Annotated in this window: 26 protein-coding genes and 2 pseudogenes; 11 read left to right on the top strand and 17 right to left on the bottom strand. The window is 46.3% G+C overall.

Features of this window, described 5'->3' with window-relative positions; translation table 11 throughout:
• The 4 genes from cfbE to MTCT_RS03975 are packed head-to-tail and all read right to left on the bottom strand — an operon-like array spanning nt 1 to nt 3,478.
• Nucleotides 1–1,314, bottom strand: coding sequence for a coenzyme F430 synthase (cfbE, locus tag MTCT_RS03990; protein ID WP_048175545.1), 1,314 nt, complete (start codon nt 1,312–1,314; stop codon nt 1–3).
• A gap of 11 nt (nt 1,315–1,325) precedes the next feature.
• Nucleotides 1,326–2,177: an NAD(+) kinase gene (locus tag MTCT_RS03985; protein WP_084126191.1), complete on the bottom strand. Its 852-nt coding sequence runs from the start codon at nt 2,175–2,177 to the stop codon at nt 1,326–1,328.
• Nucleotides 2,174–3,016, bottom strand: coding sequence for a bifunctional fructose-bisphosphatase/inositol-phosphate phosphatase (locus MTCT_RS03980; RefSeq protein WP_048175544.1), 843 nt, complete (start codon nt 3,014–3,016; stop codon nt 2,174–2,176). The genes MTCT_RS03985 and MTCT_RS03980 overlap by 4 nt, the downstream gene beginning before the upstream one ends.
• Before the next feature lie 18 nt (nt 3,017–3,034).
• On the bottom strand, nt 3,035–3,478 hold the full coding sequence (locus tag MTCT_RS03975; RefSeq protein WP_048175543.1) for a pyruvoyl-dependent arginine decarboxylase: 444 nt from the start codon (nt 3,476–3,478) through the stop codon (nt 3,035–3,037).
• Nucleotides 3,479–3,593: 115 nt separating this feature from the next.
• Here MTCT_RS03975 and eif5A point away from each other — a divergent pair, with 115 nt between their 5' ends.
• The 5 genes from eif5A (at nt 3,594) to MTCT_RS03950 (ending at nt 8,184) form a co-directional block, all read left to right on the top strand.
• Nucleotides 3,594–3,986 (top strand): translation initiation factor IF-5A, encoded by a 393-nt coding sequence (gene eif5A / locus MTCT_RS03970; RefSeq protein ID WP_010876502.1) that lies wholly within the window; start codon nt 3,594–3,596, stop codon nt 3,984–3,986.
• A gap of 40 nt (nt 3,987–4,026) precedes the next feature.
• A complete protein-coding gene (speB, locus tag MTCT_RS03965; protein WP_048175542.1) occupies nt 4,027–4,887 on the top strand; it encodes an agmatinase in 861 nt (286 codons plus the stop codon).
• Between the two features lie 202 nt (nt 4,888–5,089).
• Nucleotides 5,090–6,325 carry a TIGR00300 family protein gene (locus tag MTCT_RS03960; protein WP_048175541.1) on the top strand — a complete coding sequence of 412 codons (1,236 nt, stop codon included), beginning with the start codon at nt 5,090–5,092 and terminating at the stop codon, nt 6,323–6,325.
• Nucleotides 6,326–7,942, top strand: a complete 1,617-nt coding sequence (ade, locus tag MTCT_RS03955; RefSeq protein ID WP_048175540.1) for an adenine deaminase — start codon at nt 6,326–6,328, stop codon at nt 7,940–7,942.
• A gap of 2 nt (nt 7,943–7,944) precedes the next feature.
• Nucleotides 7,945–8,184 (top strand): MTH865 family protein, encoded by a 240-nt coding sequence (locus MTCT_RS03950; RefSeq protein ID WP_048060916.1) that lies wholly within the window; start codon nt 7,945–7,947, stop codon nt 8,182–8,184.
• 339 nt (nt 8,185–8,523) lie between these two features.
• On the opposite strand, the gene MTCT_RS03945 is transcribed toward MTCT_RS03950, so the two are convergent.
• Nucleotides 8,524–9,276 carry a winged helix-turn-helix domain-containing protein gene (locus MTCT_RS03945; RefSeq protein WP_010876497.1) on the bottom strand — a complete coding sequence of 251 codons (753 nt, stop codon included), beginning with the start codon at nt 9,274–9,276 and terminating at the stop codon, nt 8,524–8,526.
• 163 nt (nt 9,277–9,439) lie between these two features.
• On the opposite strand from MTCT_RS03945, the gene MTCT_RS03940 reads away from it, so the two are divergent.
• Nucleotides 9,440–9,679 (top strand): MTH865 family protein, encoded by a 240-nt coding sequence (locus tag MTCT_RS03940; RefSeq protein ID WP_048060916.1) that lies wholly within the window; start codon nt 9,440–9,442, stop codon nt 9,677–9,679.
• Between the two features lie 339 nt (nt 9,680–10,018).
• Here MTCT_RS03940 and MTCT_RS03935 read toward each other — a convergent pair whose 3' ends face one another.
• Nucleotides 10,019–10,771, bottom strand: coding sequence for a winged helix-turn-helix domain-containing protein (locus MTCT_RS03935; RefSeq protein WP_010876497.1), 753 nt, complete (start codon nt 10,769–10,771; stop codon nt 10,019–10,021).
• Nucleotides 10,772–10,934: 163 nt separating this feature from the next.
• Between MTCT_RS03935 and MTCT_RS03930 the strand changes: the two genes are divergently transcribed.
• The gene (locus MTCT_RS03930) at nt 10,935–11,174 is read left to right on the top strand and encodes an MTH865 family protein (RefSeq protein ID WP_048060916.1); all 240 of its coding nucleotides are present in this window, start codon (nt 10,935–10,937) and stop codon (nt 11,172–11,174) included.
• A gap of 339 nt (nt 11,175–11,513) precedes the next feature.
• Here the strand turns inward: MTCT_RS03930 and MTCT_RS03925 are convergent, their stop codons facing one another.
• The 3 genes from MTCT_RS03925 to MTCT_RS03915 all read right to left on the bottom strand — a co-directional run bounded on the left by MTCT_RS03925 (nt 11,514) and on the right by MTCT_RS03915 (nt 13,586).
• Nucleotides 11,514–12,266: a winged helix-turn-helix domain-containing protein gene (locus MTCT_RS03925; protein WP_010876497.1), complete on the bottom strand. Its 753-nt coding sequence runs from the start codon at nt 12,264–12,266 to the stop codon at nt 11,514–11,516.
• Nucleotides 12,267–12,444: 178 nt separating this feature from the next.
• Nucleotides 12,445–13,113, bottom strand: a complete 669-nt coding sequence (locus tag MTCT_RS03920; RefSeq protein ID WP_052457332.1) for a DUF447 domain-containing protein — start codon at nt 13,111–13,113, stop codon at nt 12,445–12,447.
• Nucleotides 13,114–13,124: 11 nt separating this feature from the next.
• Nucleotides 13,125–13,586, bottom strand: a complete 462-nt coding sequence (locus MTCT_RS03915) for a DUF2124 family protein (protein WP_048175539.1) — start codon at nt 13,584–13,586, stop codon at nt 13,125–13,127.
• Nucleotides 13,587–13,666: 80 nt separating this feature from the next.
• On the opposite strand from MTCT_RS03915, the gene MTCT_RS03910 reads away from it, so the two are divergent.
• Nucleotides 13,667–14,221 carry a thiamine-phosphate synthase family protein gene (locus tag MTCT_RS03910; RefSeq protein ID WP_048175538.1) on the top strand — a complete coding sequence of 185 codons (555 nt, stop codon included), beginning with the start codon at nt 13,667–13,669 and terminating at the stop codon, nt 14,219–14,221.
• 3 nt (nt 14,222–14,224) lie between these two features.
• Complete coding sequence (locus MTCT_RS03905; RefSeq protein WP_048176596.1) at nt 14,225–15,229, top strand: SIS domain-containing protein; 1,005 nt, start codon at nt 14,225–14,227, stop codon at nt 15,227–15,229.
• 282 nt (nt 15,230–15,511) lie between these two features.
• Here the strand turns inward: MTCT_RS03905 and MTCT_RS03900 are convergent, their stop codons facing one another.
• The 8 genes and pseudogenes from MTCT_RS03900 to MTCT_RS03870 all read right to left on the bottom strand — a co-directional run bounded on the left by MTCT_RS03900 (nt 15,512) and on the right by MTCT_RS03870 (nt 22,142).
• Nucleotides 15,512–16,147, bottom strand: a complete 636-nt coding sequence (locus MTCT_RS03900; RefSeq protein ID WP_048175537.1) for a hypothetical protein — start codon at nt 16,145–16,147, stop codon at nt 15,512–15,514.
• 39 nt (nt 16,148–16,186) lie between these two features.
• Nucleotides 16,187–17,263, bottom strand: coding sequence for a hypothetical protein (locus tag MTCT_RS09495; RefSeq protein ID WP_048175536.1), 1,077 nt, complete (start codon nt 17,261–17,263; stop codon nt 16,187–16,189).
• Between the two features lie 345 nt (nt 17,264–17,608).
• Nucleotides 17,609–17,878, bottom strand: a pseudogene (locus MTCT_RS09490) (PKD domain-containing protein); the annotation flags it as partial.
• A gap of 32 nt (nt 17,879–17,910) precedes the next feature.
• A pseudogene (locus MTCT_RS09485) lies at nt 17,911–18,285 on the bottom strand (peptidase); the annotation flags it as partial.
• Nucleotides 18,286–18,680: 395 nt separating this feature from the next.
• Nucleotides 18,681–19,148 (bottom strand): Hsp20/alpha crystallin family protein, encoded by a 468-nt coding sequence (locus MTCT_RS03885; RefSeq protein WP_226891141.1) that lies wholly within the window; start codon nt 19,146–19,148, stop codon nt 18,681–18,683.
• Nucleotides 19,090–20,121, bottom strand: a complete 1,032-nt coding sequence (locus MTCT_RS03880; protein ID WP_048175533.1) for an NOG1 family protein — start codon at nt 20,119–20,121, stop codon at nt 19,090–19,092. The genes MTCT_RS03885 and MTCT_RS03880 overlap by 59 nt, the downstream gene beginning before the upstream one ends.
• Nucleotides 20,122–20,202: 81 nt before the next feature.
• Entirely contained in the window at nt 20,203–20,781 is a 579-nt protein-coding gene (locus MTCT_RS03875) for a TIGR00296 family protein (protein WP_048175532.1), read from the bottom strand.
• Nucleotides 20,778–22,142: a TldD/PmbA family protein gene (locus tag MTCT_RS03870; protein WP_048175531.1), complete on the bottom strand. Its 1,365-nt coding sequence runs from the start codon at nt 22,140–22,142 to the stop codon at nt 20,778–20,780. Before MTCT_RS03870 ends, MTCT_RS03875 begins: the two co-directional genes overlap by 4 nt.
• A 177-nt stretch (nt 22,143–22,319) precedes the next feature.
• Between MTCT_RS03870 and MTCT_RS03865 the strand changes: the two genes are divergently transcribed.
• Nucleotides 22,320–23,864: a homocysteine biosynthesis protein gene (locus MTCT_RS03865; RefSeq protein WP_048175530.1), complete on the top strand. Its 1,545-nt coding sequence runs from the start codon at nt 22,320–22,322 to the stop codon at nt 23,862–23,864.
• Nucleotides 23,861–24,247, top strand: a complete 387-nt coding sequence (locus MTCT_RS03860; protein ID WP_048175529.1) for a 4Fe-4S binding protein — start codon at nt 23,861–23,863, stop codon at nt 24,245–24,247. Before MTCT_RS03865 ends, MTCT_RS03860 begins: the two co-directional genes overlap by 4 nt.
• Nucleotides 24,248–24,259: the final 12 nt, after the last annotated feature.

Raw genomic sequence — 24,259 nt, 5'->3', positions numbered from 1 at the left:
TTACCTTTTTGTGAGGTCACCATACTCCGAGCGGTAAATGAGAACCACTGTACGATGATTTAGCCCCACCCGCAGGGCATCCTCAGGTTTCTTGAAGTAGATACCATCCCCTCCGGTTTTCCTCATGATACTGTACCCCAGTTCGTCGGTGAATATGAAGTTAAGGTCATAATCGCTGAGTATCCCTGAAAGCCGGGACTCATCTATCTCCTCACAGGTAACCCCGTATCTCCCCCCCAGTATGACCACCGGGTCTGGAAGTTCCTCAGCCATTTGGAGGGTGTACTCTATGGCCCGGACGTTGAGGCCAGGGTTTATCTCCTCTATTATTGTGGTGCCATTGAGCTCTCTCATGGAGGTCCTGCCAGGGATTCCATGATAGGCTCCAACACCCCTCTGAACATCATCAACATCAAATCCGAGGGTCAGGGCGGCTCCTGCAGCTGCAATAACATTTGATAGCTGGTGTTCTGCCGGTGCAAAGGTTTGAATCTGGAATTCTGTATCCAGGAGGTTCCCCTCAATGGTTTTAAGTCCCCTGGCATGGATGATGGCCTCTGTTGACTCAAGGCCGTATTTCACCTCCTCCACGTGGAGTGTGGCCTCAGCGTCCCTCACCGAGAAGGTGTTTGTCCTGTCCCTGAAGTTGCTGTAGTACCTCCTGAATGCACCGTATTCGCAGCAGACCAGTCTGCTTCTGAATATCTGCTCCTTAGCCCTGCTGGCCCTTGAGGTCCCCCTCCTTATACTGTAGTCCTCGGCTATGTTCGTCAGAACCCCCACATCTGCCAGGCCTGTCCCACCCAGGGAGACCTCGAAGATGGCTGCACCGTAATCATGGTGCTCCGCGAGGTTCACGGTCTCAATTATGCTGGCCGGGGCTATGCTTATATCCCGCATGAGGAGTTCATCACCTGCCCATGATCCCAGACTGCTGAGGACCAGGGGTTCAAGGCCCTTCATTATACTCAGGAGTATCCATACGGTGCTGGTTTTTCCCTTAACACCGGTCACCTCCACCACCGGCACACCCTTCTCCCTCCTCCAGGAACCTAGGAGCCAGCCGGTTATCTCATGGTGGGTTAAATCTGATCGGACCGGGCAGTGGACCGGCGCTATTACTGTGGAGCCATTGACCGGTCCTTCAACAACATCAACCCCTTTTTCAATGAGCATTTCACGGTCATCATCACCAAGTGTGCCGTAAAAGTCCCAGGCCATGACATCGGGGAAGTGTTTCCTCATCTCCAGGGCAATGGTGACACCGCCATGTGTGAGGTCAGTCACGAGGGGCCTTGAAATGTTAAACTTCATGGACACAACCTTTAACCCTTTATAGAGTCTATTCCGCCCTCTATGAGTTTTTCACGGACCTTCCTGTAGAAGTCCTTGCTGAGCCTCACGAAGTGGGCCTTTCGTTCTGACTTCCTGAATATGACCTCATCCATGTGGTTGATCTCCTCCTCATACTGGCCGTCGATAACGGCGATGGCCTTTTTACCCTTCCTGAGGAGTTTAACCCGGATTACGCTCTTGTTTGAAACCACCAGGGGTCTTGCGCTGAGCTTGAAGGGACATATCGGCACTATGAGGAATGCTTCAACCCTGGGGTCGACAATGGGGCCCCCTGCTGACATCGAGTACGCTGTTGAGCCGCTTGGCGTTGCTATGATTATTCCGTCGGCGCGTAGCTCCTCAACCACCTCATCATCAACAGATATCTCTATATGCAGCATCTTAGCTGGCCTGCGTGTCATGAGCACGACCTCGTTGAGGGCTGAGGGCAGCTCACCATTGTGGTAGACACTCAGGAGGGTCCTCTTCTCAACGGCGTATTCGCCCCTGAGGACAGCTTCAAGGGCTGAGAATACATTTTCAGGGTCAACCTCAGTTAAAAAACCAACTGTCCCCATGTTTATACCGAGTATCGGTATCTCCTTATCCTCTATGAGGCTCCGGGTCCTGAGTATTGTCCCATCCCCGCCGATGGTGAGTATCATGTCTGCTTCCATGTTCCTTATGTCCTCACCGTATTCCCTCAGCTGTGGGAGTTCCTCTGTGAGCTTGAGGTCAACCGTAATTTCAACCCCCCTGTTCAGGAGGAATGAGGCCACCCTTTCAGCGATTTCAACGGCCTCTGCAACATCAAAACGGGCTATTATCCCTATGCGCATCATATGACCTCCAGGGTCTGCATTATCTTCTCGTGGAGCTCCAGGTTTCCGGCGGCAACAAGGGATGTTCTTGCCTTAACGTTCAGAAGGCCGTCTATTTCTCCACCCCTCTCATTGGTCACCACACCGCCTGCCTCCTCCACTATGAGCTTGGATGCTGCTATGTCTACTATCCTGAGATTCTCCCTCAGGTCCATGAAGGCGTCGTAGGAACCGCTTGCAACGTAGGCCAGTTCAAGGGCCACGGATCCCAGGATACGCATCCTCCGGATCACCCTGCAGATGCTGTCCACCCTCCTGAAGCGCGTACCATATATGAAGGCCCCCAGGGATGTCCTGTCGAGGGAGCTCTGTGAGGATGAGCTTATCGGTTTCTCATTGAGGAAGGCACCCTGGCCCTTTATTGCCCAGTAGAGGTCCCCCGTGGCGAAGTTCTTAACAAAGCCCATCAGGACGTTTTTAAGGGTTGGGGCTTCACCGTCTGGGTGGCGTTCTGCCACAGCCACCGATATACCATAGAAGGGTATGTTCCTTATGGCGTTGCTTGTACCGTCCAGGGGGTCCACAACGAAGATTATCCCGGGTTCATCTCCCTCCCTGTTTATGTGGAGGACACCTATCTCCTCACTTATTATTGTGACGGGCCTCCCTGTACTCTCAAGGACACCAACGGCTTCATCCTCTGCAACTAGGTCTATGAGCTTGGTGGGTGTGCCATCGGCCCCCATCTTGATTATCTCCCCTGCTTCTTCCGTCCCCACGAGGGGAGATACGGCCCTTTCAACCTGCTCGGCCATTCTCACAGCAACACCCTTCCAGTAGTAAATATCCGATTCCTCCATGAAACCCCCTTCCTGAGTTCAATCAAGATATACGACGGCAGATACAGCAGCACCGCATTTCTCAACAACATGATTTGTCTCTTCTACTATTAATTCATTTATTTCAAGGCCCCGCACTGACATCATGTATCTGACCATTGAGATGGCTTCACTCCTCACATCCTCAGGGTCCCTGTTGACGCCGGAGTTCTCAACGACACACCCGAAGTCACTGGAGGTGGCCACAGCGACCGCAGCAGATATGAGGTCACCCCTTCTCTCTGAAACCCTGTGTGAGAGGACACAGTTCACCATTGATCCGGGTTCAAGCTCTGGAAGCTCCACTATCCTCGTGTTCCTTGGGAGTATGCTTGAAACCTTTATCAGGTTCACGTCTCCGATTCCAGCCTCCAGGAGTGCGTTGTCAAAGGCATTGAGCTTTGTGGGTCCTTCTGCGGCACCTGATGTTATAGCAACCTTCATTACAATCACCATAATCAGCTTACTGAATTCCTATAAAGCTTTTATATAATGTCCACTGAATTAATAGATATACATTGAAGTCCCACATCACTCATTCTAACAGGAGGTAAGATTAATGTCAAAGAAAGTGGTTGAAGTTAAAACGCTTAAGGTTGGAAAGTACGTGATCATTGATGGAGAGGCATCAAAGATCACAAACATCTCAACATCATCCCCCGGGAAACACGGATCAGCGAAGGCCCGTGTGGAAGCTGTGGGGATCTTCGACAACCAGAAGAGGAGCTTCGTTAAGCCAGTCGATTCAAAGGTGGACATACCTATAATAGACAAGAGGACAGCTCAGGTCATTGCCATAATGGGTGGAGACGTCCAGTTAATGGACCTTGAGACCTATGAGACCTTCGAGACACCTATACCTGACGAACTGAGCGAACAGCTGGTTGAGGGTGTTGAGGTTGAGTACATCGAGGCCCTCGGCCAGAGGAAACTCATGAGGACCAAGGGGTAAACCCTCCTCTACCTTTCACAATTCTTGAAGGACACATGAAATGCTTCTTCACACCCATGAGCCCCTCAAATTTGCTTTTTCCACCACAGACCATGAAAGGATTCCTGAACTTTCCTTTGGAATAATGGGAGCCCCCTTTGATTCCACAACAACCTATGTGCCGGGGGCACGCTTCGGACCCATGGCTGTCAGGGAGGCATCCTACAGCTTTGAGGCATACAATCTGCGTTTCTCAGAGAAGGTAAATGTTAAAAGTTTTGATTTTGGAGACGTTGAGGTTTCTCCAGGTAATTTCATGAAAACCGCGGGTTTCATAGGGGATTCTGTAGCCGGAGTCCTGGACATGGATCTGAAGCCCATAATAATCGGCGGGGAGCACACGGTGACCCTCCCTGTGATCGAGAATCTGCCTGACCATGACTCCCTCACCGTGGTCCATCTGGACGCCCACATGGACATGGCAGATACCTACGCCGGGGAAAGGTACTCCCACGCCACCGTCATGAGGAGGGTCCATGAGCTTGGAGCTGAGATAATACAGATAGGGGTTAGATCAGCCTCAGAGGAGGAGGCTGAATTTGCAGTGGAGGAGGGTGTCCGGTGCTGCATGGCCCATGAGGTCATGGGGGATCCGGCCGACGCCATTGAACTCATTGATGGCATCAGGGGGCCCGTCTACATTTCAGTTGACATGGATGTCCTTGATCCTGCCTATGCTCCATCAGTGGGTAACCCGGCACCATCAGGCCTCACACCCCACATCATGGAGGAACTTGTCCTTGCACTCTCAGGTAAGGATGTGGTGGGCCTTGACGTGGTTGAGGTGGCATCGGCTGGTGTGGCTGACCCGACATCTGTAAACGCAGCCAAGATAATCTACGACCTTCTAACGCTCCTCTGAATTCATCCCCCTAGCTCATTTTTCATCTGCAGGACCCCATTCAGGTCCATTTAATCCATATCCCCCTTTATAATTGGTGCTGGTCCCTGAAGATTTTATTCGTGCTCGACTTCTTTCTCCTGGCACTTAAAGATTTGGCCCCAGCAGATTTTATATAGCTTGGAGGCCAACCATTTAATTATCAGTCTCAAGTGGTGTTATCATGAATACAAGAGAGGTGGAACTAAGGGGTCATATAATTGACAGTCTGATACTCCCCCGGGCCCTTGATATAATAATGGATATGGGCGGGGACTTCCAGATACTCGAAATCGATATAGGTAAGAGAAAATCTGATCCAAGCCATGCAAGGATACTGGTGGAGGCAGAGACACCCTCACTCCTTAACCAGATACTGGATGAGCTGGGTGAGATAGGGGCATCCATAGCAGAGATAAAGGAGGTTGAACTGAAGAGGGCCCCCATGGACAGGGTTCTGCCGGATGACTTCTACTCCACCACCAACCACCAGACCTTCATCTACCATGGCGGTGAATGGCTGGAGGTTGAGGGAATAGAGATGGACTGCATGATAGTGGTTGACCCTGAGGGCAGGACAGCCCGCTGCAAACCAATCAGGGAGATAAAGAAGGGTGACCCTGTGGTTGTTGGGAGGGAGGGCATAAAGGTTGTACCTCCAGAGAGGCCCAGGGGAAAGCAGGGCGTCTTTGAATTCATGGGCAGTGATGTATCAAGTGAGAAGCCCCTCGTGACCACAATAAAGAAGATCGCATCTGAAATAACAGAGATCAAAGGTAGGGGTGGAAAGATAGGCCTCGTCGGCGGACCAGCCATCGTACACACGGGCTCAGCCCCGGTCATTGCAGAGATGATACGCCTGGGATTCATAGACGTCCTCTTCGCAGGGAATGCCCTGGCAACCCATGACATTGAATGCGCACTCTACGGGACCTCCCTTGGAGTTGATATAGAGAGGGGTGAGGCTGTAAGCAGGGGCCACAGGCACCACATAAACGCCATAAATGAGATAAACCGCGCCGGTTCAATAAGGGATGCTGTTGAGAAGGGTGTTCTCACCTCAGGGATAATGTATGAGTGCATAAAGAATGATGTGCCCTTTGTACTTGCAGGTTCAATAAGGGATGACGGACCACTCCCTGATGTCATAACCGATGTGATGGAGGCCCAGAATGAGATGAGGAGATACGTCCAGAACCTGGACATGGTCATAATGATAGCCACCATGCTCCACTCCATCGCAACCGGCAACATACTCCCATCACGGGTTAAAACCATATGCGTGGATATAAACCCTGCGACCGTCACAAAGCTCTCTGACAGGGGCAGCTCCCAGGCTGTGAGCGTTGTCACAGATGTGGGTGCATTCATCCCCATACTCCTCCACGAAATCAAGAAGATGAACGGTCTGGGGGATTGAATGATAAGGGGGAACCTCCTCAACGTCTTCACCGGCGACATCTACCCGGCCGAGATAGAGGTTTCCGGAGGGAAGGTGGCCGGTGTCCGGAGCATCAGCGGAAACTTCCCTGACATAATCCTCCCTGGCTTCATAGACGCCCACCTCCACATTGAAAGTTCAATGCTCACACCATCATCATTTGCAGCTGCAGCCATACCCCATGGCACGGTTGCAGTCATATCGGACCCCCATGAGATAGCAAACGTCATGGGCGTGGATGGCGTGAGGTTCATGATGGATGATGCTGCAGCGACACCAATGAAATTCTATTTCACAGCACCATCATGTGTACCTGCAACACCCTTTGAAACTGCCGGGGCAGAGATCACAGCGAGGGAGATAGAGGAACTCCTAAGAATGGATTCAGCAGTGGCCCTCGGCGAGTTGATGAACTTCCCTGGAGTTATAGCCGGTGATGATGAGGTCATGGATAAGATAGAGGCGGCAAGGGCCCTTAACATGCCGGTTGATGGACATGCCCCCCTCCTCTCAGGGGATGAACTATGCGCCTACATAGGGGCAGGGATATCCACTGACCACGAATGTGTGAGCCCCGAGGAGGTCCTTGAGAAGAGGAGACTTGGAATGAAGATAATGGCGCGTGAAGGTTCAAGTGCAAGAAACTTGCGGGCCCTTGCCGCTGCCGGGTGTGACTTCCTGGTCTCCGATGACATCCACCCCGCCGACCTCCTGGAGGGGCACATGGACAGGATACTCAGGAGGGCGGTTGATTACGGTATCGACCCTGTAAGTGCAGTGCAGATGATCACCATAAACCCTGCAGAGCACTACGGCCTCACCACGGGCGCCATAGCACCCGGGTGGTCCGCTGACTTTGTCGTGGTTGACAGCCTCAGGGACTTCAATGTTAAGAGGGTCTACATAGATGGCAGACCAGTTGCAGAAAATGGAAGATACCTCCCGGGGAGCCCATCGGGAACCAGCACACCCCCCAGGAGACTTGAGGTACCGGAATTCACGGCTGATAGGCTGGGTGTCAGGGCTGAGGGTGATGAGGCCACTGTGAGGGTCATAGACGTGCTGGACGGACAGCTCATAACTGAGGAGTCAATTGCAACCCTGGAAGTTGAGGAAGGAACCGTGCAGGCCGACACATCCTCGGACATCCTCAGGGTATCTGTCCTTGACAGGTACGGGAGGGGTAATATCTCCAGCGGGTTCGTCCATGGATTCGGCCTCCAGGAGGGGGCAATAGCATCAACGGTTGCCCATGACTCACACAACCTCATCGTGGTGGGAGTGGATCCTGAGCTGATGAAGAGGGCGGTCGATATACTTAAAGAAACAGGAGGAGGCCTCGTGGCAGTCTCAGAGGATGATCACAGGGTCCTTAAGCTTCCTGTGGCAGGTCTGATGTCAGATGGTGACGTATTTGAGGTTGCAGATGGATTTGAGAACCTCAACACCTTCACTGAACAGCTCGGGTCACGCCTCAGCGCACCCTTCATGACAATGTCCTTCCTCTCACTCCTCGTCATCCCCAGACTGAAGATAGGGGATAGGGGCCTCTTCGATGTTGAGAAATTTGAAATTAAAAACTTAATGGAGATGTGAAAATGGGAGTTAAAGAAGATATTCGTGGACAAATTATAGGAGCATTAGCAGGAGCCGATTTCCCAATAAATTCACCAGAAGAACTAATGGCAGCGCTTCCAAACGGTCCAGATACTACTTGTAAATCTGGAGATGTAGAATTAAAAGCATCTGATGCTGGACAAGTACTTACTGCTGATGATTTTCCATTTAAAAGTGCTGAAGAAGTTGCAGATACTATAGTGAACAAAGCAGGATTATAAGCCAAAATCGACTTCCTACTTTTTCTTTCTTTTCTTTTTTAAGGATAATTAATTATTATCTTATAATAGGTTTTAATGGAGAAATTAAAATGGATAAGCCCAATAGTAAAGAAAATAAGCATAAGTCCCGTTGTACTGAATGTCCGTCATATAATGAATGTATGTGCGTTTGGTTAGATTATTTTGCTGGAAAAATAGAATAATTTGCAGTAATATTAAGTCCTACTGCTTTCACTACAGATTAAATATTAAACAATCAATAATTTTCAATTGATTTTAAGAATGCCCCCCCTCCAGTTTTCAATAGTTCAACCGGAGGGGATAATAGTTCTGAAACGATTATTTTTTCAAATATTTTTTAAAATTACTGAGCATTATGAGTAGATTATATCCTTTTTCAGTAATCATATAATCTCCACGTTCATGACGCTGCAATATCAAGTCACTTTCAAGTAATTTTTGTATGTGGAAAAGTAAATTACCACCACGAAGCCCTGTAAGTTCTGAAAGAGCAGTGAATGTCATGGTTTCAGAGGCCATAGATTTAAGAATTTGAAGTCTCTGTTTATTAGAAATAGGTTCAAGAACACTCTTAACCATAATTTCTTCAGGAATAGAAGATATCTCAGTTTTATCCTCTTTATTATTGTCATATATTTGTAGAGAGCCAATTAGATTTATTTGCTTATCAAATAGTGAGTCTACTTCCTTAAAACAAATATCACATTTATCAAAAGGAGCACTTTTCCTTATTTCATCTAATTCCTCTCTTTTCTCTTCTATAATTTCTTTGGAAACATGTTCCTGTTTTATAAGTTTAGAATTATTTTGTAGAAATCCGTTAAATTTCTCTTTACAGGTTTCCCGCATCTTACAGGGATTAACCATATTTTGTTCTAAATCATTTTCAATATCATCAGAAATATAAACAGATACTGAATTCAAAATATCCTTTTTTAAGTTGCTTAGCATTAAATCAAGGTATTCTTGATTAGATTTTTCCATCAAACGCTTGATATCCTGATGTATAGCTTCTAATTTCATTCGGGCATCATAGAATTCAGGATTATCCATTTTATTTAGATTTTCCATAAATTATTTTATTGATTTAGATAGTATTAAAGGTTTCTTTCTTGACCTTTTAAGTCATATTTGTGTATAAAACTGTACTTAGTACATTTTAATGACGGTTTAGTATATATTTCTAATAAACAATAGTTATATTTGAAATTAAAAACTTAATGGAGATGTGAAAATGGGAGTTAAAGAAGATATTCGTGGACAAATTATAGGAGCATTAGCAGGAGCCGATTTCCCAATAAATTCACCAGAAGAACTAATGGCAGCGCTTCCAAACGGTCCAGATACTACTTGTAAATCTGGAGATGTAGAATTAAAAGCATCTGATGCTGGACAAGTACTTACTGCTGATGATTTTCCATTTAAAAGTGCTGAAGAAGTTGCAGATACTATAGTGAACAAAGCAGGATTATAAGCCAAAATCGACTTCCTACTTTTTCTTTCTTTTCTTTTTTAAGGATAATTAATTATTATCTTATAATAGGTTTTAATGGAGAAATTAAAATGGATAAGCCCAATAGTAAAGAAAATAAGCATAAGTCCCGTTGTACTGAATGTCCGTCATATAATGAATGTATGTGCGTTTGGTTAGATTATTTTGCTGGAAAAATAGAATAATTTGCAGTAATATTAAGTCCTACTGCTTTCACTACAGATTAAATATTAAACAATCAATAATTTTCAATTGATTTTAAGAATGCCCCCCCTCCAGTTTTCAATAGTTCAACCGGAGGGGATAATAGTTCTGAAACGATTATTTTTTCAAATATTTTTTAAAATTACTGAGCATTATGAGTAGATTATATCCTTTTTCAGTAATCATATAATCTCCACGTTCATGACGCTGCAATATCAAGTCACTTTCAAGTAATTTTTGTATGTGGAAAAGTAAATTACCACCACGAAGCCCTGTAAGTTCTGAAAGAGCAGTGAATGTCATGGTTTCAGAGGCCATAGATTTAAGAATTTGAAGTCTCTGTTTATTAGAAATAGGTTCAAGAACACTCTTAACCATAATTTCTTCAGGAATAGAAGATATCTCAGTTTTATCCTCTTTATTATTGTCATATATTTGTAGAGAGCCAATTAGATTTATTTGCTTATCAAATAGTGAGTCTACTTCCTTAAAACAAATATCACATTTATCAAAAGGAGCACTTTTCCTTATTTCATCTAATTCCTCTCTTTTCTCTTCTATAATTTCTTTGGAAACATGTTCCTGTTTTATAAGTTTAGAATTATTTTGTAGAAATCCGTTAAATTTCTCTTTACAGGTTTCCCGCATCTTACAGGGATTAACCATATTTTGTTCTAAATCATTTTCAATATCATCAGAAATATAAACAGATACTGAATTCAAAATATCCTTTTTTAAGTTGCTTAGCATTAAATCAAGGTATTCTTGATTAGATTTTTCCATCAAACGCTTGATATCCTGATGTATAGCTTCTAATTTCATTCGGGCATCATAGAATTCAGGATTATCCATTTTATTTAGATTTTCCATAAATTATTTTATTGATTTAGATAGTATTAAAGGTTTCTTTCTTGACCTTTTAAGTCATATTTGTGTATAAAACTGTACTTAGTACATTTTAATGACGGTTTAGTATATATTTCTAATAAACAATAGTTATATTTGAAATTAAAAACTTAATGGAGATGTGAAAATGGGAGTTAAAGAAGATATTCGTGGACAAATTATAGGAGCATTAGCAGGAGCCGATTTCCCAATAAATTCACCAGAAGAACTAATGGCAGCGCTTCCAAACGGTCCAGATACTACTTGTAAATCTGGAGATGTAGAATTAAAAGCATCTGATGCTGGACAAGTACTTACTGCTGATGATTTTCCATTTAAAAGTGCTGAAGAAGTTGCAGATACTATAGTGAACAAAGCAGGATTATAAGCCAAAATCGACTTCCTACTTTTTCTTTCTTTTCTTTTTTAAGGATAATTAATTATTATCTTATAATAGGTTTTAATGGAGAAATTAAAATGGATAAGCCCAATAGTAAAGAAAATAAGCATAAGTCCCGTTGTACTGAATGTCCGTCATATAATGAATGTATGTGCGTTTGGTTAGATTATTTTGCTGGAAAAATAGAATAATTTGCAGTAATATTAAGTCCTACTGCTTTCACTACAGATTAAATATTAAACAATCAATAATTTTCAATTGATTTTAAGAATGCCCCCCCTCCAGTTTTCAATAGTTCAACCGGAGGGGATAATAGTTCTGAAACGATTATTTTTTCAAATATTTTTTAAAATTACTGAGCATTATGAGTAGATTATATCCTTTTTCAGTAATCATATAATCTCCACGTTCATGACGCTGCAATATCAAGTCACTTTCAAGTAATTTTTGTATGTGGAAAAGTAAATTACCACCACGAAGCCCTGTAAGTTCTGAAAGAGCAGTGAATGTCATGGTTTCAGAGGCCATAGATTTAAGAATTTGAAGTCTCTGTTTATTAGAAATAGGTTCAAGAACACTCTTAACCATAATTTCTTCAGGAATAGAAGATATCTCAGTTTTATCCTCTTTATTATTGTCATATATTTGTAGAGAGCCAATTAGATTTATTTGCTTATCAAATAGTGAGTCTACTTCCTTAAAACAAATATCACATTTATCAAAAGGAGCACTTTTCCTTATTTCATCTAATTCCTCTCTTTTCTCTTCTATAATTTCTTTGGAAACATGTTCCTGTTTTATAAGTTTAGAATTATTTTGTAGAAATCCGTTAAATTTCTCTTTACAGGTTTCCCGCATCTTACAGGGATTAACCATATTTTGTTCTAAATCATTTTCAATATCATCAGAAATATAAACAGATACTGAATTCAAAATATCCTTTTTTAAGTTGCTTAGCATTAAATCAAGGTATTCTTGATTAGATTTTTCCATCAAACGCTTGATATCCTGATGTATAGCTTCTAATTTCATTCGGGCATCATAGAATTCAGGATTATCCATTTTATTTAGATTTTCCATAAATTATTTTATTGATTTAGATAGTATTAAAGGTTTCTTTCTTGACCTTTTAAGTCATATTTGTGTATAAAACTGTACTTAGTACATTTTAATGACGGTTTAGTATATATTTCTAATAAACAATAGTTATATTTGAATTTGTGGATGTTCTCGTGTCCTGATTTTCCTGGGTGAGTCCCTATATCTTTGATTCAAGGGCCTCTATTATCCTCCTCATGGCCTCCCTCTCCCTGGGGCCCCCCACCTTCCTTGCAACCCTGTTCATCTCAGAGATCCTCTCCCTGAGGACCACAGGGTCTGAAAATTCAGCCCTTGTATAGGCTATCAATGACTCAATAACAGCGTATATGCCGCGGTTGAGGACCAGCCTGAAGGTTTCAGCCCTCATAACATCACCTGCACGGGCCTTCACAACATACAGCTCCGATTCACCGAACCGGTCCCTTTTCACCACCTCCTTCACAGAGACAACCTCTGCAGTGAAGAATGCATCGGCACCCCTCAGGTGGAGGAATCCCCTGTGATGGCTGAACATATCCTCATCAAGGTCACCCAGGGTTGAATCGGTGAATATGAGGGGGTCAAGGGTCACGTTAACTGTGAAACGCCCATTCTCCAGCACATTCTCCACGGTACGGCTCCCCTGGTACAGGTAGAGTGTCACTGTATCAGCACCTGTGCACAGCACACCTATGGGGGCAGCATTCCCCACCATCGACCCGTCCCAGGTCACGACGATGGTCTCATAGAGCCTGCCCCTCTCCATATCAAGGGCCCTCAGGTCACTGAAGGAGGTGTACTCCAGTTCAGGGATTTTACCATGACTCACCTTCATATCAGCGGACAAGGGAATACCCCTCAGCCCCTGAGGACATAACCCTCTATGTCGGCGTTGATGACACAGTCAAAGTCAAGGAGCTCGTACCACCCGGCCCTGGCGAACATGTCCATGTAGCAGAGCCCCATGAGCTCCCCTCCTTCTTCAAGGGCATCCTCTATGAGTTTTTTAACATCCTCCATGTCTGAGCCAATACCCGGCATTGAGAGCCCACCCAGCAGTACAAGAACATCCACCTTTCCCGGGCTTATTTCGCCGAGTTCAACCCCATATTCGGTTAATTCAAGCTTTCTGGCCTTCCTGAAATCTGTGTTGGGTATGAATATGTTTTCCTTGTCCCGGACAGCGTATGCAAATAGCTGGGCGAAGGGTGTGCATACACCCGGAACACCTGCAAAGCCGATTCTCTCAGCATCCTTAACCGCCTCCCGGAATACACCGAGATGCTCCTTTATACCCCTGAATTCCTTTACCTTCTCCATCCAAACACCTCAAGACTATAATTATAAATTACTGATTCACATATAATTGGTTTACTGTATAATTCTCTTTCGTGATAATCATGGAGATAGAAAATGTTAGAAGGGCCCTTGAGATGATCTCATCTGAAGATGACTTCGGGATCCTCATACCAGAGGTGAGGTCCAATATTGCAATGGCGCGGAAAAATCCATGCGGCCCTGAGGATGTTGCAGCGGTTCCTGGGAGGATCACTGAGTTTCAGGGAAGGGCCTTCGCTTGCCGGGACCCTGAATACGGGGCTTCATCCCACATGGCCCGCTTCATAATAGCCCTTAATGAACACCTCCCGGCGAGGAGAAGTGCACTTAATATTAAATTTGATGAGAGTATAATCGGTATATGTGAGGATATGGGTCTTGTGGTCTCATCCTATGACCGTAGCAGGGAACCCGACAATGTGAGGGATACTGAGGGGGGCAGCATACCATGGGGTGTTGAGGAGGCCATCAGGAACTCGGAGTCCCCTCCAGACGTCATATATCACAGGGGGGCATGGGGTAAGGAGCCAATGATAGTACTCACAGGGCGGGATGCCGTTGAGGTTGCAGAGCTTGCCATACGGATACTCAGGAAGTATAGGAGTTTAAAGGTGTAGATGATGAAGTACAGGATGTTCGATGAACTCATGGAGCAGCCGGATTCGCTTAGAAGAACCCTGGAGTCTGAAGGGGAGAGGATGGAACGCATATCCAATGAAATCCTTGAATGCGGACGCATATACCTCGTTGGATGCGGCAGTTCACTTTCAACCTGTTACAGTGCAAGGGATGCAATCGCCATGAACTATGAGGTGAGTATGGATGTTATGACCGGCTACGAGTTCTATTATCACAGGAAGATTGATTACAGTGACTCCGCGGTCATATTCACCTCACAGTCGGGTGAGACCGCGGATACCCTCGCAGCCCTGAGGAGGGCGAATGAACTGGGACTTAGAACCGTTACCATAACCAATGAGCCAGGCAGCACCATGGCATCTGAGTCCATGGAGACCATAGTGACCCGGTGCGGACGTGAGGAGGCAATACTCGGCACCAAGACCTACATGACACAGCTCCTGGCCCTCTACAGGATACTCTTCGGGATGTACAGTGATGAAAAATCAGATGAGATAATGGGGGAACTTGAGAGGCTACCTGGTGAGGTGGAGCATCTGCTGGGGAGAACAGAGGTTGCCTGCAGGGATCTTGCAGAGGAATATGCCGGTGAGGATATATTCTACTGTATGGGAAGCGGTCCTAACTATGGACTGGCCTACAAACTCGCCATGACGATGCTCATGGAGGGGGCCCTTAAGCATGCCTGTCCCCTCTATTCTGGAGAATTCAGGCATGGACTCATTGAAAGGGTTGAGGAGGGGGTCCCGGTTATATTCCTTGAATCGGGGCTGCCCGGTGATGAGCTGACAGAGAGGGCCCTGCGTTTCTGTGAGAATCTGGGTGCTGAGAACCTTGTATTCAGAATGTCTGATTACTCTGACCTTAACGGGCTCCTGGCACCCTTTGTGCTTGCAGTTCCACTTGAATGGTTCGTGTACTACCTGGCCCATTTCAACGGTGAGGACCCCGGCAGCACGAGGCACATAGGTAAGGTGAGATACTAGCCCCTCCAGTACAATTTTCAGGGGCATTGAATACCTCTCTGTTTTCTCTTTCTTTAGAGAAAATGATGGCTGTAATCAGATGCCATGAGGATGGGATATATCTAATGGCCAGGTATAGGATGAGAAAGAGTTAATAAGCTTTACAGGCACCGCATTCAAAGCGGAAACTCTATCATGGTTCTGCATTTAAGCATTAGAAAGGAGTCATGTAAAAATTATCAAAATAGTTAGAACATGATTCTACAAGCCAATGGGCATGACATGCTCCAAGGATACCCCTCCTTAGTGGGGGCCTGTCAGTGACCAGTGGAATACCTTAAGCTGGACTATTGCCCAGATTATCCTCGTGATTATGAGGAGTATTATGCCGACAATAATTGCCTTCAAAACTTCACGTTTTGTGCTAAGATAATTCCCCTTTAATCCTGGCATTTTATCAGGGAAAAGGTAGTATGTCGCTATAAAGAGGCCAAGGGACAACATGAACAGGCCCCAGGCCACCCAACCCTTAAACAAACCAACAACACCCCTTGCAACCATGAAGGCAGAGACAAGGAGTGAGTAACAGAAGTATCCCATGAGTGGGTATCCCTTCCCATCCCATGTAGATGTGAAAGTGTCAGCCCTCAAAAAAGACACAAAACCAATATACCACAGAAGGATTAGGAGAGCAACTACTCCTGGCACTATCTCAGGAGCGAAAACAAAAGAAAACCCCACCCAAAGGAGAAAAAAGGGGGGAAGGACGATCATGAGGCCGAATGAGCCGGCTTTGGGTGTCTGTTCACCGCCTTTTTTTGCCTTTTCTCCTGTAACCCTTTCATAGAATCTATTTAAACGGTCCTCTCCAACAATAGCCACGAGACCCAGGTATATAGTGATGCTTAGACCTGCCGCGATCATTGCTCCCCATGACATGATTTTCCCCTTTTCTCTCTTTTTATGCGTCTTTTTATTTTATGTGTTTTTGGGTTGGGGTTCTAGGAGTTGGTGTATAGTTGTTGATATTCCGCTGCCTTTAACCCATGATTCAACAATGTTTTCTATGGCCTCTTTCACATTCTGTCCGAGAGTTGCTCTGACTATAACTCTTTTACCGCCAAGGACTGTTATAAGTCTTATCGATTTTCTGAGTTCCGTGTCAATAATTATTTTAAATGGCGAGGCTCCTATTGGTGCCTTGAAAAAGACCGCGGAACCCACTGTAGCCGCGAAATCAAGCCAATTAGCAATACTTCCAGGATCATCAAATAAACCGGACGCATGAGCTGCAAGGACAGTGCCCCAGGTAATAAGCACTGCTGCTGTCAGGCTTGTTGGTGTTAGCAGTCCTCCTGCTGCCGTCGCTGCTATTAGTCCTGCTGTTATTAGTATTCCGGCTGTTGTAGATTCGGCTGATGATTTCAGGAATTGTCCGAGCCAATTGTTTACTTTGTCTGTTAGCTGGTCATGGTAGCAGTAGCAGTAGTATGCTGTGGCTCCTCCAAGGCCATAGAAGCTGTCTTTAACTTCACCTGTAACGGTATCGATTGTCAGGCCGATGCCGGGCAATCCTTCAACTTCAAGGTATAGTTTTTCTTGGTCGAGTGTTATCTGGAGTTCTCTGCCGTTGAGTATTGCTTGGGCTATTAGTGAAATGCTTGAATTCGTGTTTTGTCCTGTGAAGCTTAGGGTTAACTGTTCGATTAGTGGCAGGTATAATCCCCTGAGGAAGTTGAAGGCTTCTATTTGGCCTCCAGTGGCTTCTATTCCCAGTTTCTGGTCTGGGATGTGTGTGTATGCTGCCCATGCGTCTGTTATCCCTGCCTGTATGATCGCTGGCATTACACGGGTCCATGTTGTGTTGCATTGTTTTGCTAGTTCGTCTGCCAGTTTGTCGTGTAGCCATATTGTTGTCAGGCTTGTTAGGAATGTTCCATAGGCTGCTTTTAATGGTCCTGGCTCGTATACCCTCCTGGTCCAGTCCTTTATAGCCTCATCCGTGACCTTGGATGTGACTATGGTGTAGGTTATCAGTTTTTCGAATCCGCCCATATTATCATAGTATATTTTTTCGTTGCGGGTGACTTTCAGGTTGTTGCATTCTAGTTCTACTGTGGTGGGGGTTCCGGGGTTCTGGTCATAGAAGTAGTATTTTCCTTTGATTTCGCCGTCCTGTATTATTCCCGCTTCTTCTGCTCCTGCTTCTTCTGCTTCTTTGAAGTAGATGCTTATCCAGTTGATGCCATTGTGCAGTGGTAGGCTTATCTGTCCTGGTTGTATTAGCCAGTTGCCTGTTGTGTTTATGGTGAGTTTTGCCTGGATTGGCTCAGGGAGTATTGTGATGGTTGTTGTTTCTGTATCGGTGTTTCCATAGCCCTGGATTGTTAATTTTATGGTGTATGTTCCTGGCTGGTAGGTGTGGGTTGGGTTCTTTTCTGTGCTTTTGCTCCCGTCTCCAAAGTCCCAGGTTCTGGATTGTGTGCTTCCTGTGCTTTTATCTGTGAATTGTACTTTGTAGCCTGTATGTTGTAGCCGATGCTGGCTTGTGGCTTTGTTATGCTTCCTCCTATGCCTCTGGTCTGTGTTATCTGGATGTTGTCTGGTAGTCTGCCCGTTGTGTTGTAGTGGTTTATTATTTTTGCGAAGCTGTAGATGAGGGCTTCGTATCTGATCTGTCCTATCTTTGTTGTAGCGTAGTTGGGTGATCTCTTGTTGGTTTCTATGAATTTTTTAATGTTCTGGGCCGCCTCCAGGTACTCCTGTTTTTTGAGTGTTCCTGTGGCTGTCCCTGCAGGTTTTGGGGGTGCCTGGATACTTTCGGATGTTATTCCAACTCTTTTGTTCTGGTTGAGGTTTATTATCGTGTTTGAGGCGACGTAGAGGTACTCGTCTGCCCTTATGGTCTTGTTCTCTATTATGACCTGTTGGGGTATATTCCCCTGCCGTTGTGTGTAGTTCCCAATTAATTTGGAGGCGTCGGAGATCTCATTGTAGTTGAGGCTGACCGCCTCAGCATTCCCTGCAAGACAAAAAACAAGGACAGAAGCTGCTAGAATGAATGCAAACCGTCTCATAATGAACCTCCCAGTAGCAGTCTCCGCAGAAGCATGATATAATAATTATAAGTATAAAACGATTACTATTATCATGAAACAGAAAAATATTTTAATTAGTATCATCCCTTCATGTCATATCTTAATAATTGACTATCATCAAAGCTTGGCACAAAATACTCAACTAAAGGCAGCCACCATGAAAACAAACAATGGGAATCTCCACAGGGAAACCCATTATACAATCGTAGAAACAGCCATATCAGTATAAAAAGAATATTCAGCGACGAGAACTATTCCAAGAGCAACAGACAAAAAAACCTACAAAAACAGTTTACATGGGCAAGTAGAGCCTCATAGAAATAGTTAGAACATGATTACAGGGCCATTTTTTGAAAAAAGAGTTGGTGGTGGATTTATTCCACCTTCAGGGTCTGTTTCTTCTTGACCTCAACCTTTGGAAGTTCAACTGTAAGGACACCGTTTTCAAATTTGGCCTTAGCATCTTCTACCCTGATCTTTTCAGGTAGCCTCATCTCCCTTCTTGCTTCACCGTACTTCCTTTCCTTCTTGATGAAATTGGCCTCTTCGATTTCGACTTCCTCCTCGAAGACTGCGGATATGGAGATGGTGTTTTCGGTCAGTTCTATGTTGATGTCCTCCTTCTTGACACCGGGAAGGTCGGTTTTGATGATTATGGCGTCATCTGTTTCCATGACGTCCATGCTGAGTTTTTCAGGTATGTTCTCTGCGTACTCTGAGATCTTCTTCTCAAACTCCCTCTGCATCTCCTTCATGTTCTTTATCATGTCTTCCATCATCTTCTCAGCCATCAGCCTTCTTTTCTCGAACATTGTCATGGGCTTCTCGAGTTTCTTTTTCATATAACCCCTCCAGTTTTTTTATTATCTTGGAGACCCCTCTGCCCTCGAATGCAGAAACTTTCAGTGGATCTTCAACCATATTAATATATTCTTCCAGATACTTAACATTTTCTGCAAGGTCCATCTTGTTGAATACAGTCACCACAGGGATGTCAAAGACGCTCCTTATGCCCAGGTAGAGGCTGTACTGGCTTTCAAGGCTGTATCCGCATGTTTCAGAGGCGTCGAAGATGAACATTATCACATCTGCTATGTTCTCAAGGGCCACCATGGCCTGGAGTTCTATGTTGTTCATATCCTCAACAGGTCTGTCCAGGAGTCCCGGGGTGTCTATGACCTGTATACGGTTCCATTTCCGCTCAAGGTGACCTATCTGGATCCCCTTGGTGGTGAAGGGGTAATCTGCCACCTCGGGCTCTGCACCTGTAAGGGTCCGGAGGAGTGTGGATTTTCCAACGTTCGGGAAGCCTGCTATGACAACCGTGAATGCGTCAAGGTCCACTGTGGGCATGTTCCTCAGCTTATTCTTTGCAAAGTCAAGAAAGTCAAGGTCGCCCTCGATCCTATTTATAACGGATGATATCCTTCCGAAGGCCTCCCTCCTCAGACGGGATGCATCAGACGGTTTTGAACGTTTTATACGGGTCGTGTAGTCTGATTCCAGCTGGTTAAGTATTCCAACAGCCCAGTTAAGCGCCCCGAGGGATTTTTTAAGTTCATCCACCCCCACGGTCACGTCGATGTAGTCCTGGTAGAACTCTGGAAGGGACTCTATATCGGGTATCCTATGGATTATCATCTTCAACCGGTCCCTTATGACCTGGCATGCGGTCTGGACACGTGTTGACTCAATGATCTTGGCCTTCTTCTGGCCAGGAATCTTTGAACTCCGCTTGAGGGATGCGGCCTTCCTGGCCCTCCGGAATCCCTTATCAAGAAGTTCATCTGTTGTTGGAACTGTTGGTATAATCATAAAATCACTCTCATTAAACCTGTAATTTATCTTAATGTACCGGGATGTTTTTTAATCCCCTCATGAGTAATTAGCTTCAGCTTAATCATCTTCATGGAATATCTGGGCCTGGAACCTGTAGACCCTGGTTTCAGGGTCATAGAAGCAGTCAGGCGGAAGACCCGCCTTCATACATGTGTTGCAGAGGAACTCCTCAGCGTCCCAGCCCCACTCCGTGGCGACCTGTGGAAGGAGCAGTCCCCTGGCCCATCCCCTCTCAACTATGAGGCCGTCGACACCGACCCTTATGACCTTGGGGTATTCGGCCGGGCTTTCAACCTCAATGGGCTCCGGCGGTGTCAGCACACTCACCTCAATCTCTATATCATCGAGCTCCTCAGGTTTAACTGGGGGGAACCTCGGGTCACATGTTGCGGCGGATATTGCTGCCTCAACAAGGGCATCGATCAGGGGTTTGGTCGGTTCCGGATAGCCTATACATCCCCTCAGATTCCCGTTCTTCTCGAGTGTAACGAAAATCCCCCTTTTCTTTCTGAAAACTTCAGGGAGGTTATCAGGAAGTCTGAGGGTTTCTGATCCGCGCAGGTGCTCCTCTATGGCCATCCTCGCGATCTTAACAAGAAGTCTACCTTCATCCCTTGATAATGGTGTGTACTTCATGTTCCACCCACCATGGCATTCCTTATCCTCACATGGGGGCCCCCATCACCCACAGGGACGCTCTGTCCTGATTTACCGCAGAAGCCGATCCCCAGTCTGAAGTCTGAACCGACCCCGTCAACATTTTTGAGGGTCTCCAGGACGTTCCCTGAGAGGGAGACATCCTTCACTGGTTCTGCAAGTTCACCATCCTGTATACGGAATGACTCAGCAGCATTGAACTGGAAGATACCCTTACCGGTATCCACCTGACCCCCCCTTGAACCCCTCAGGTAGACACCATCCCTGATGTCCTCTATGAGTTCATCAAAGGATAAATCACCAGGTTTGAGGTATGTGTTGCTCATCCTGACAATGGGCTGGTCCCCTATGGCTGAACGGGCATTCCCTGATGGTTCAAGTCCAAGTTTAAAGGCTGTTTCCCTGGAGTTCAACAGTGAAGTGAGGACTCCCTTCTCCACGAGAACTGTTTCGGCGGCCCTCACACCCTCTGCATCGTAGCTGTAACTTCCGAAACCCTCAAGTGTAGGGTCGTCGATGATGGTAACACCCTCAGATGCAATCCTCTCACCCAGTTTACCCTCGAGTATTGAGTCACCCTGCAGTATAAGGTCTGCCTCGGCTGCATGCCCCAGGGCCTCATGTATGAATACACCTGTAAGTTCAGGGTCAGTTACTATGTCAAAACGTCCTGATGGCGGCGGACTAGCCCTGAGGAGCCTGACAGCCTTTTCACCGGCCCTGCGACCGAGCTCCTCGATGTCCTCCCTCTCCAGTATTTCGAAGCCGCCGGTTCCGCCGCAGCTTTTATGACCGAACTGTATCCCTGAGCCATCAGAGGCAACAGCGTTTAGAAAGAGGGCGACGCGGGTCTCATCCATCTCAATGAGGGACCCCTCTGAGTTCAGGAAGACGGATGAACTCTCCATGTCAACGTAGCTCACAGTGGTGCTCACAACACCATCAACTGATGCTGCATGGTGTGCATCTGATACCAGCTCCCTCTTCTCATCTGCAGGGACATCTGAGGGTGGCCGGGATGACCTTACCCTGGTTTTGTCAACAGAGGGAGCACCTGAACCCACCTGGACATCACCCCTGAGGGACCCTGCCATCTTTATGGCCTTCAGGGCCATTTCAGCCAGCTGGGATGGTTTATCTGTAAAGGCGAATCCCCATGAACCATTCCTCAGCACCCTTATCCTGAAACCAGAGGCGCTCCCACATTTAACCTCCTGCAGGTTACCGTCCTTCATCAGAATAGAACTGGTCCTGGAGCTGCCAGCCCTTATATCTGCATATTCCACCATATCCTCTATGTCCCTCAGTATGCTGCCAAGATAATCATTGTCAATCTCCATTTCCCATCCGCCTTCAAAAGTTTCTCTTATTAATTCTGTAGGTGGGTGCTTATGATTCTTTTGATGTTATGCAATGCCTCACCATGATCACAGGCTTTATGAACTCAATAAATATTTAAATGAACATCCATATACCACTAACCAGTTCATTTTATAGATAGCACCGGATGTGGTATATTGAAGACAATTGAGGAGATAAACCAGAAGATCAGGGATGGGGATGCTGTGGTTGTCACCGCAGCCGAGATGACAAGGATAGTTGCTGAAAACGGCCCCATGGACGCTGCAAAGGAAGTTGATGTTGTTACAACAGGTACATTTGGTGCTATGTGTTCATCAGGCGCTTTCCTCAACTTCGGACACTCAGATCCACCCATAAAGATGGCGAGGACCTACCTCAATGGTGTTGAGGCCTACTCTGGACTCGCTGCGGTTGATGCATACATAGGTGCAGCACAGCCAAACCGCGACCCCGAGATAGGGCTTGAATATGGGGGCTCACATGTAATAGAGGACCTAATAAGGGGGAAGGAGGTTGAACTGGTGGCAGAGGCCTATGGAACAGACTGCTACCCCCTCAAGAATGTTGAGACCCTCATAAGCCTTGAGACCATAAACCAGGCGGTCATGGTTAACCCTAGGAACTGCTACCAGAACTATGCAGTGGCGGTTAACTCCACACAGGAGACACTCTACACCTACATGGGAACACTGCTCCCAAACTATGGGAACGTCACCTACTCAAGTGCAGGGGAGCTCAGCCCCCTCCTCAATGACCCCTACTTCCAGACCATAGGTGTCGGCACAAGGATATTCCTCTGCGGCGCAGAGGGTTACATAGTGGGGGAGGGTACCCAGCACTCAACTGAATCTGAGAGGAGAAATGGTGTACCAGTTTCACCATCAGGCACCCTCATGCTGAAGGGTAACATGAAGGATATGGATCCCGAATATGTGCGTGGAGCCACAATGCCAAGGTATGGCCCAACACTCTATGTGGGCGCCGGGATACCCATACCCGTGCTCAACGAGGACATAGCGGCTGCAACAGGAATATCGGATGAGGATATAGTCTGCAGGGTAATTGACTACGGTGTGCCCCGAAGATCAAGACCCGTGGTGAAGGAGACCAATTATAAGGAGCTCAAATCAGGGAAGATTGAAATAAACGGGATGGAGGTCCCTACATCACCCCTCTCATCAATCAGGAGAGCCATCAAGATTGCAGAAGAACTCAAATCATGGATTGAAAGGGGCGATTTCCTGCTCACAGAGCCAGTTAAGAGCCTCCCATCAAGATCAGCCACCAGACCCCTTGAGATAAGAAGACCATCCATCATGGTGAGGGAACTTGAAAGCAAACCAGTAATAATAACCCACCAGGAGGACGACCTTAAGGATGTGGCCAGGAAGATGGTTGACAATAACATAAACCACATACCCGTCGTTGACAGTGAGGGCGTCCTCAGGGGTATAGTGACATCATGGGACATTGCAGACGCAGTGGCAAGGGGTAAGAAGAAGCTCAGGGATATCATGACCCGCAGGGTGGTTGTTGCAAGGGAAAATGAACCCGTCGACGTTGTCGCAAGGCGCATAGATAAGTATAACATTTCAGGTTTACCCATAGTTGATGATGAAAACCGTGTTAAGGGTATAGTAACCGCCGAGGACATTTCAAGGTTAATAGGGAAAGTGGATAACAGGGGAGAATCAATATGAAGGCCTGGCTTAAATTCTCACCGAACATTGTTAACAAGTCAATAATATCAGAAGCCATAAAGAAATATGACATCGAATTCAACATCCTCAGGGCAAACATCACACCCCGCGGGGGTAAGATGCTCGTTGAGATCAGCGGCCCCGAGGAGAGGGAGGGGATAGACTTCATAGAGGAGGCCGGTATAGAGGTGCACCCGGCAGTGAGGGTCGTTAAGAAGGACCGTGAGAAGTGCATGGACTGCGGCGCCTGTGTATCCCTCTGCCCGGTTGGCGCCATATGCATCCAGGATGACTGGGAGATCCTCCTCGATGATAAGAAATGTATCGGCTGCAGCTTCTGTGTGAACTCCTGCCCCACAGGGGCCATAGTGCTCTTTGACTGACTGTCTGGGAAT

Origin of the sequence: Methanothermobacter sp. CaT2, from assembly GCF_000828575.1 — an archaeon.
In the GTDB taxonomy this organism is placed as follows: Archaea; Methanobacteriota; Methanobacteria; order Methanobacteriales; family Methanothermobacteraceae; genus Methanothermobacter.
This window is presented reverse-complemented; position numbering and strand designations above follow the sequence as displayed.

What these genes read in the sequence shown, in the direction of transcription:
- cfbE (WP_048175545.1), bottom strand. Translation starts at nt 1,314, where the DNA reads ATGAAGTTTAACATTTCAAGGCCCCTCGTGACTGACCTCACACATGGC.
- MTCT_RS03985 (WP_084126191.1), bottom strand. Translation starts at nt 2,177, where the DNA reads ATGATGCGCATAGGGATAATAGCCCGTTTTGATGTTGCAGAGGCCGTT.
- MTCT_RS03980 (WP_048175544.1), bottom strand. Translation starts at nt 3,016, where the DNA reads ATGGAGGAATCGGATATTTACTACTGGAAGGGTGTTGCTGTGAGAATG.
- MTCT_RS03975 (WP_048175543.1), bottom strand. Translation starts at nt 3,478, where the DNA reads ATGAAGGTTGCTATAACATCAGGTGCCGCAGAAGGACCCACAAAGCTC.
- eif5A (WP_010876502.1), top strand. Translation starts at nt 3,594, where the DNA reads ATGTCAAAGAAAGTGGTTGAAGTTAAAACGCTTAAGGTTGGAAAGTAC.
- speB (WP_048175542.1), top strand. Translation starts at nt 4,027, where the DNA reads ATGCTTCTTCACACCCATGAGCCCCTCAAATTTGCTTTTTCCACCACA.
- MTCT_RS03960 (WP_048175541.1), top strand. Translation starts at nt 5,090, where the DNA reads ATGAATACAAGAGAGGTGGAACTAAGGGGTCATATAATTGACAGTCTG.
- ade (WP_048175540.1), top strand. Translation starts at nt 6,326, where the DNA reads ATGATAAGGGGGAACCTCCTCAACGTCTTCACCGGCGACATCTACCCG.
- MTCT_RS03950 (WP_048060916.1), top strand. Translation starts at nt 7,945, where the DNA reads ATGGGAGTTAAAGAAGATATTCGTGGACAAATTATAGGAGCATTAGCA.
- MTCT_RS03945 (WP_010876497.1), bottom strand. Translation starts at nt 9,276, where the DNA reads ATGGAAAATCTAAATAAAATGGATAATCCTGAATTCTATGATGCCCGA.
- MTCT_RS03940 (WP_048060916.1), top strand. Translation starts at nt 9,440, where the DNA reads ATGGGAGTTAAAGAAGATATTCGTGGACAAATTATAGGAGCATTAGCA.
- MTCT_RS03935 (WP_010876497.1), bottom strand. Translation starts at nt 10,771, where the DNA reads ATGGAAAATCTAAATAAAATGGATAATCCTGAATTCTATGATGCCCGA.
- MTCT_RS03930 (WP_048060916.1), top strand. Translation starts at nt 10,935, where the DNA reads ATGGGAGTTAAAGAAGATATTCGTGGACAAATTATAGGAGCATTAGCA.
- MTCT_RS03925 (WP_010876497.1), bottom strand. Translation starts at nt 12,266, where the DNA reads ATGGAAAATCTAAATAAAATGGATAATCCTGAATTCTATGATGCCCGA.
- MTCT_RS03915 (WP_048175539.1), bottom strand. Translation starts at nt 13,586, where the DNA reads ATGGAGAAGGTAAAGGAATTCAGGGGTATAAAGGAGCATCTCGGTGTA.
- MTCT_RS03910 (WP_048175538.1), top strand. Translation starts at nt 13,667, where the DNA reads ATGGAGATAGAAAATGTTAGAAGGGCCCTTGAGATGATCTCATCTGAA.
- MTCT_RS03905 (WP_048176596.1), top strand. Translation starts at nt 14,225, where the DNA reads ATGAAGTACAGGATGTTCGATGAACTCATGGAGCAGCCGGATTCGCTT.
- MTCT_RS03900 (WP_048175537.1), bottom strand. Translation starts at nt 16,147, where the DNA reads ATGTCATGGGGAGCAATGATCGCGGCAGGTCTAAGCATCACTATATAC.
- MTCT_RS09495 (WP_048175536.1), bottom strand. Translation starts at nt 17,263, where the DNA reads ATGGGCGGATTCGAAAAACTGATAACCTACACCATAGTCACATCCAAG.
- MTCT_RS03885 (WP_226891141.1), bottom strand. Translation starts at nt 19,148, where the DNA reads ATGAAAAAGAAACTCGAGAAGCCCATGACAATGTTCGAGAAAAGAAGG.
- MTCT_RS03880 (WP_048175533.1), bottom strand. Translation starts at nt 20,121, where the DNA reads ATGATTATACCAACAGTTCCAACAACAGATGAACTTCTTGATAAGGGA.
- MTCT_RS03875 (WP_048175532.1), bottom strand. Translation starts at nt 20,781, where the DNA reads ATGAAGTACACACCATTATCAAGGGATGAAGGTAGACTTCTTGTTAAG.
- MTCT_RS03870 (WP_048175531.1), bottom strand. Translation starts at nt 22,142, where the DNA reads ATGGAGATTGACAATGATTATCTTGGCAGCATACTGAGGGACATAGAG.
- MTCT_RS03860 (WP_048175529.1), top strand. Translation starts at nt 23,861, where the DNA reads ATGAAGGCCTGGCTTAAATTCTCACCGAACATTGTTAACAAGTCAATA.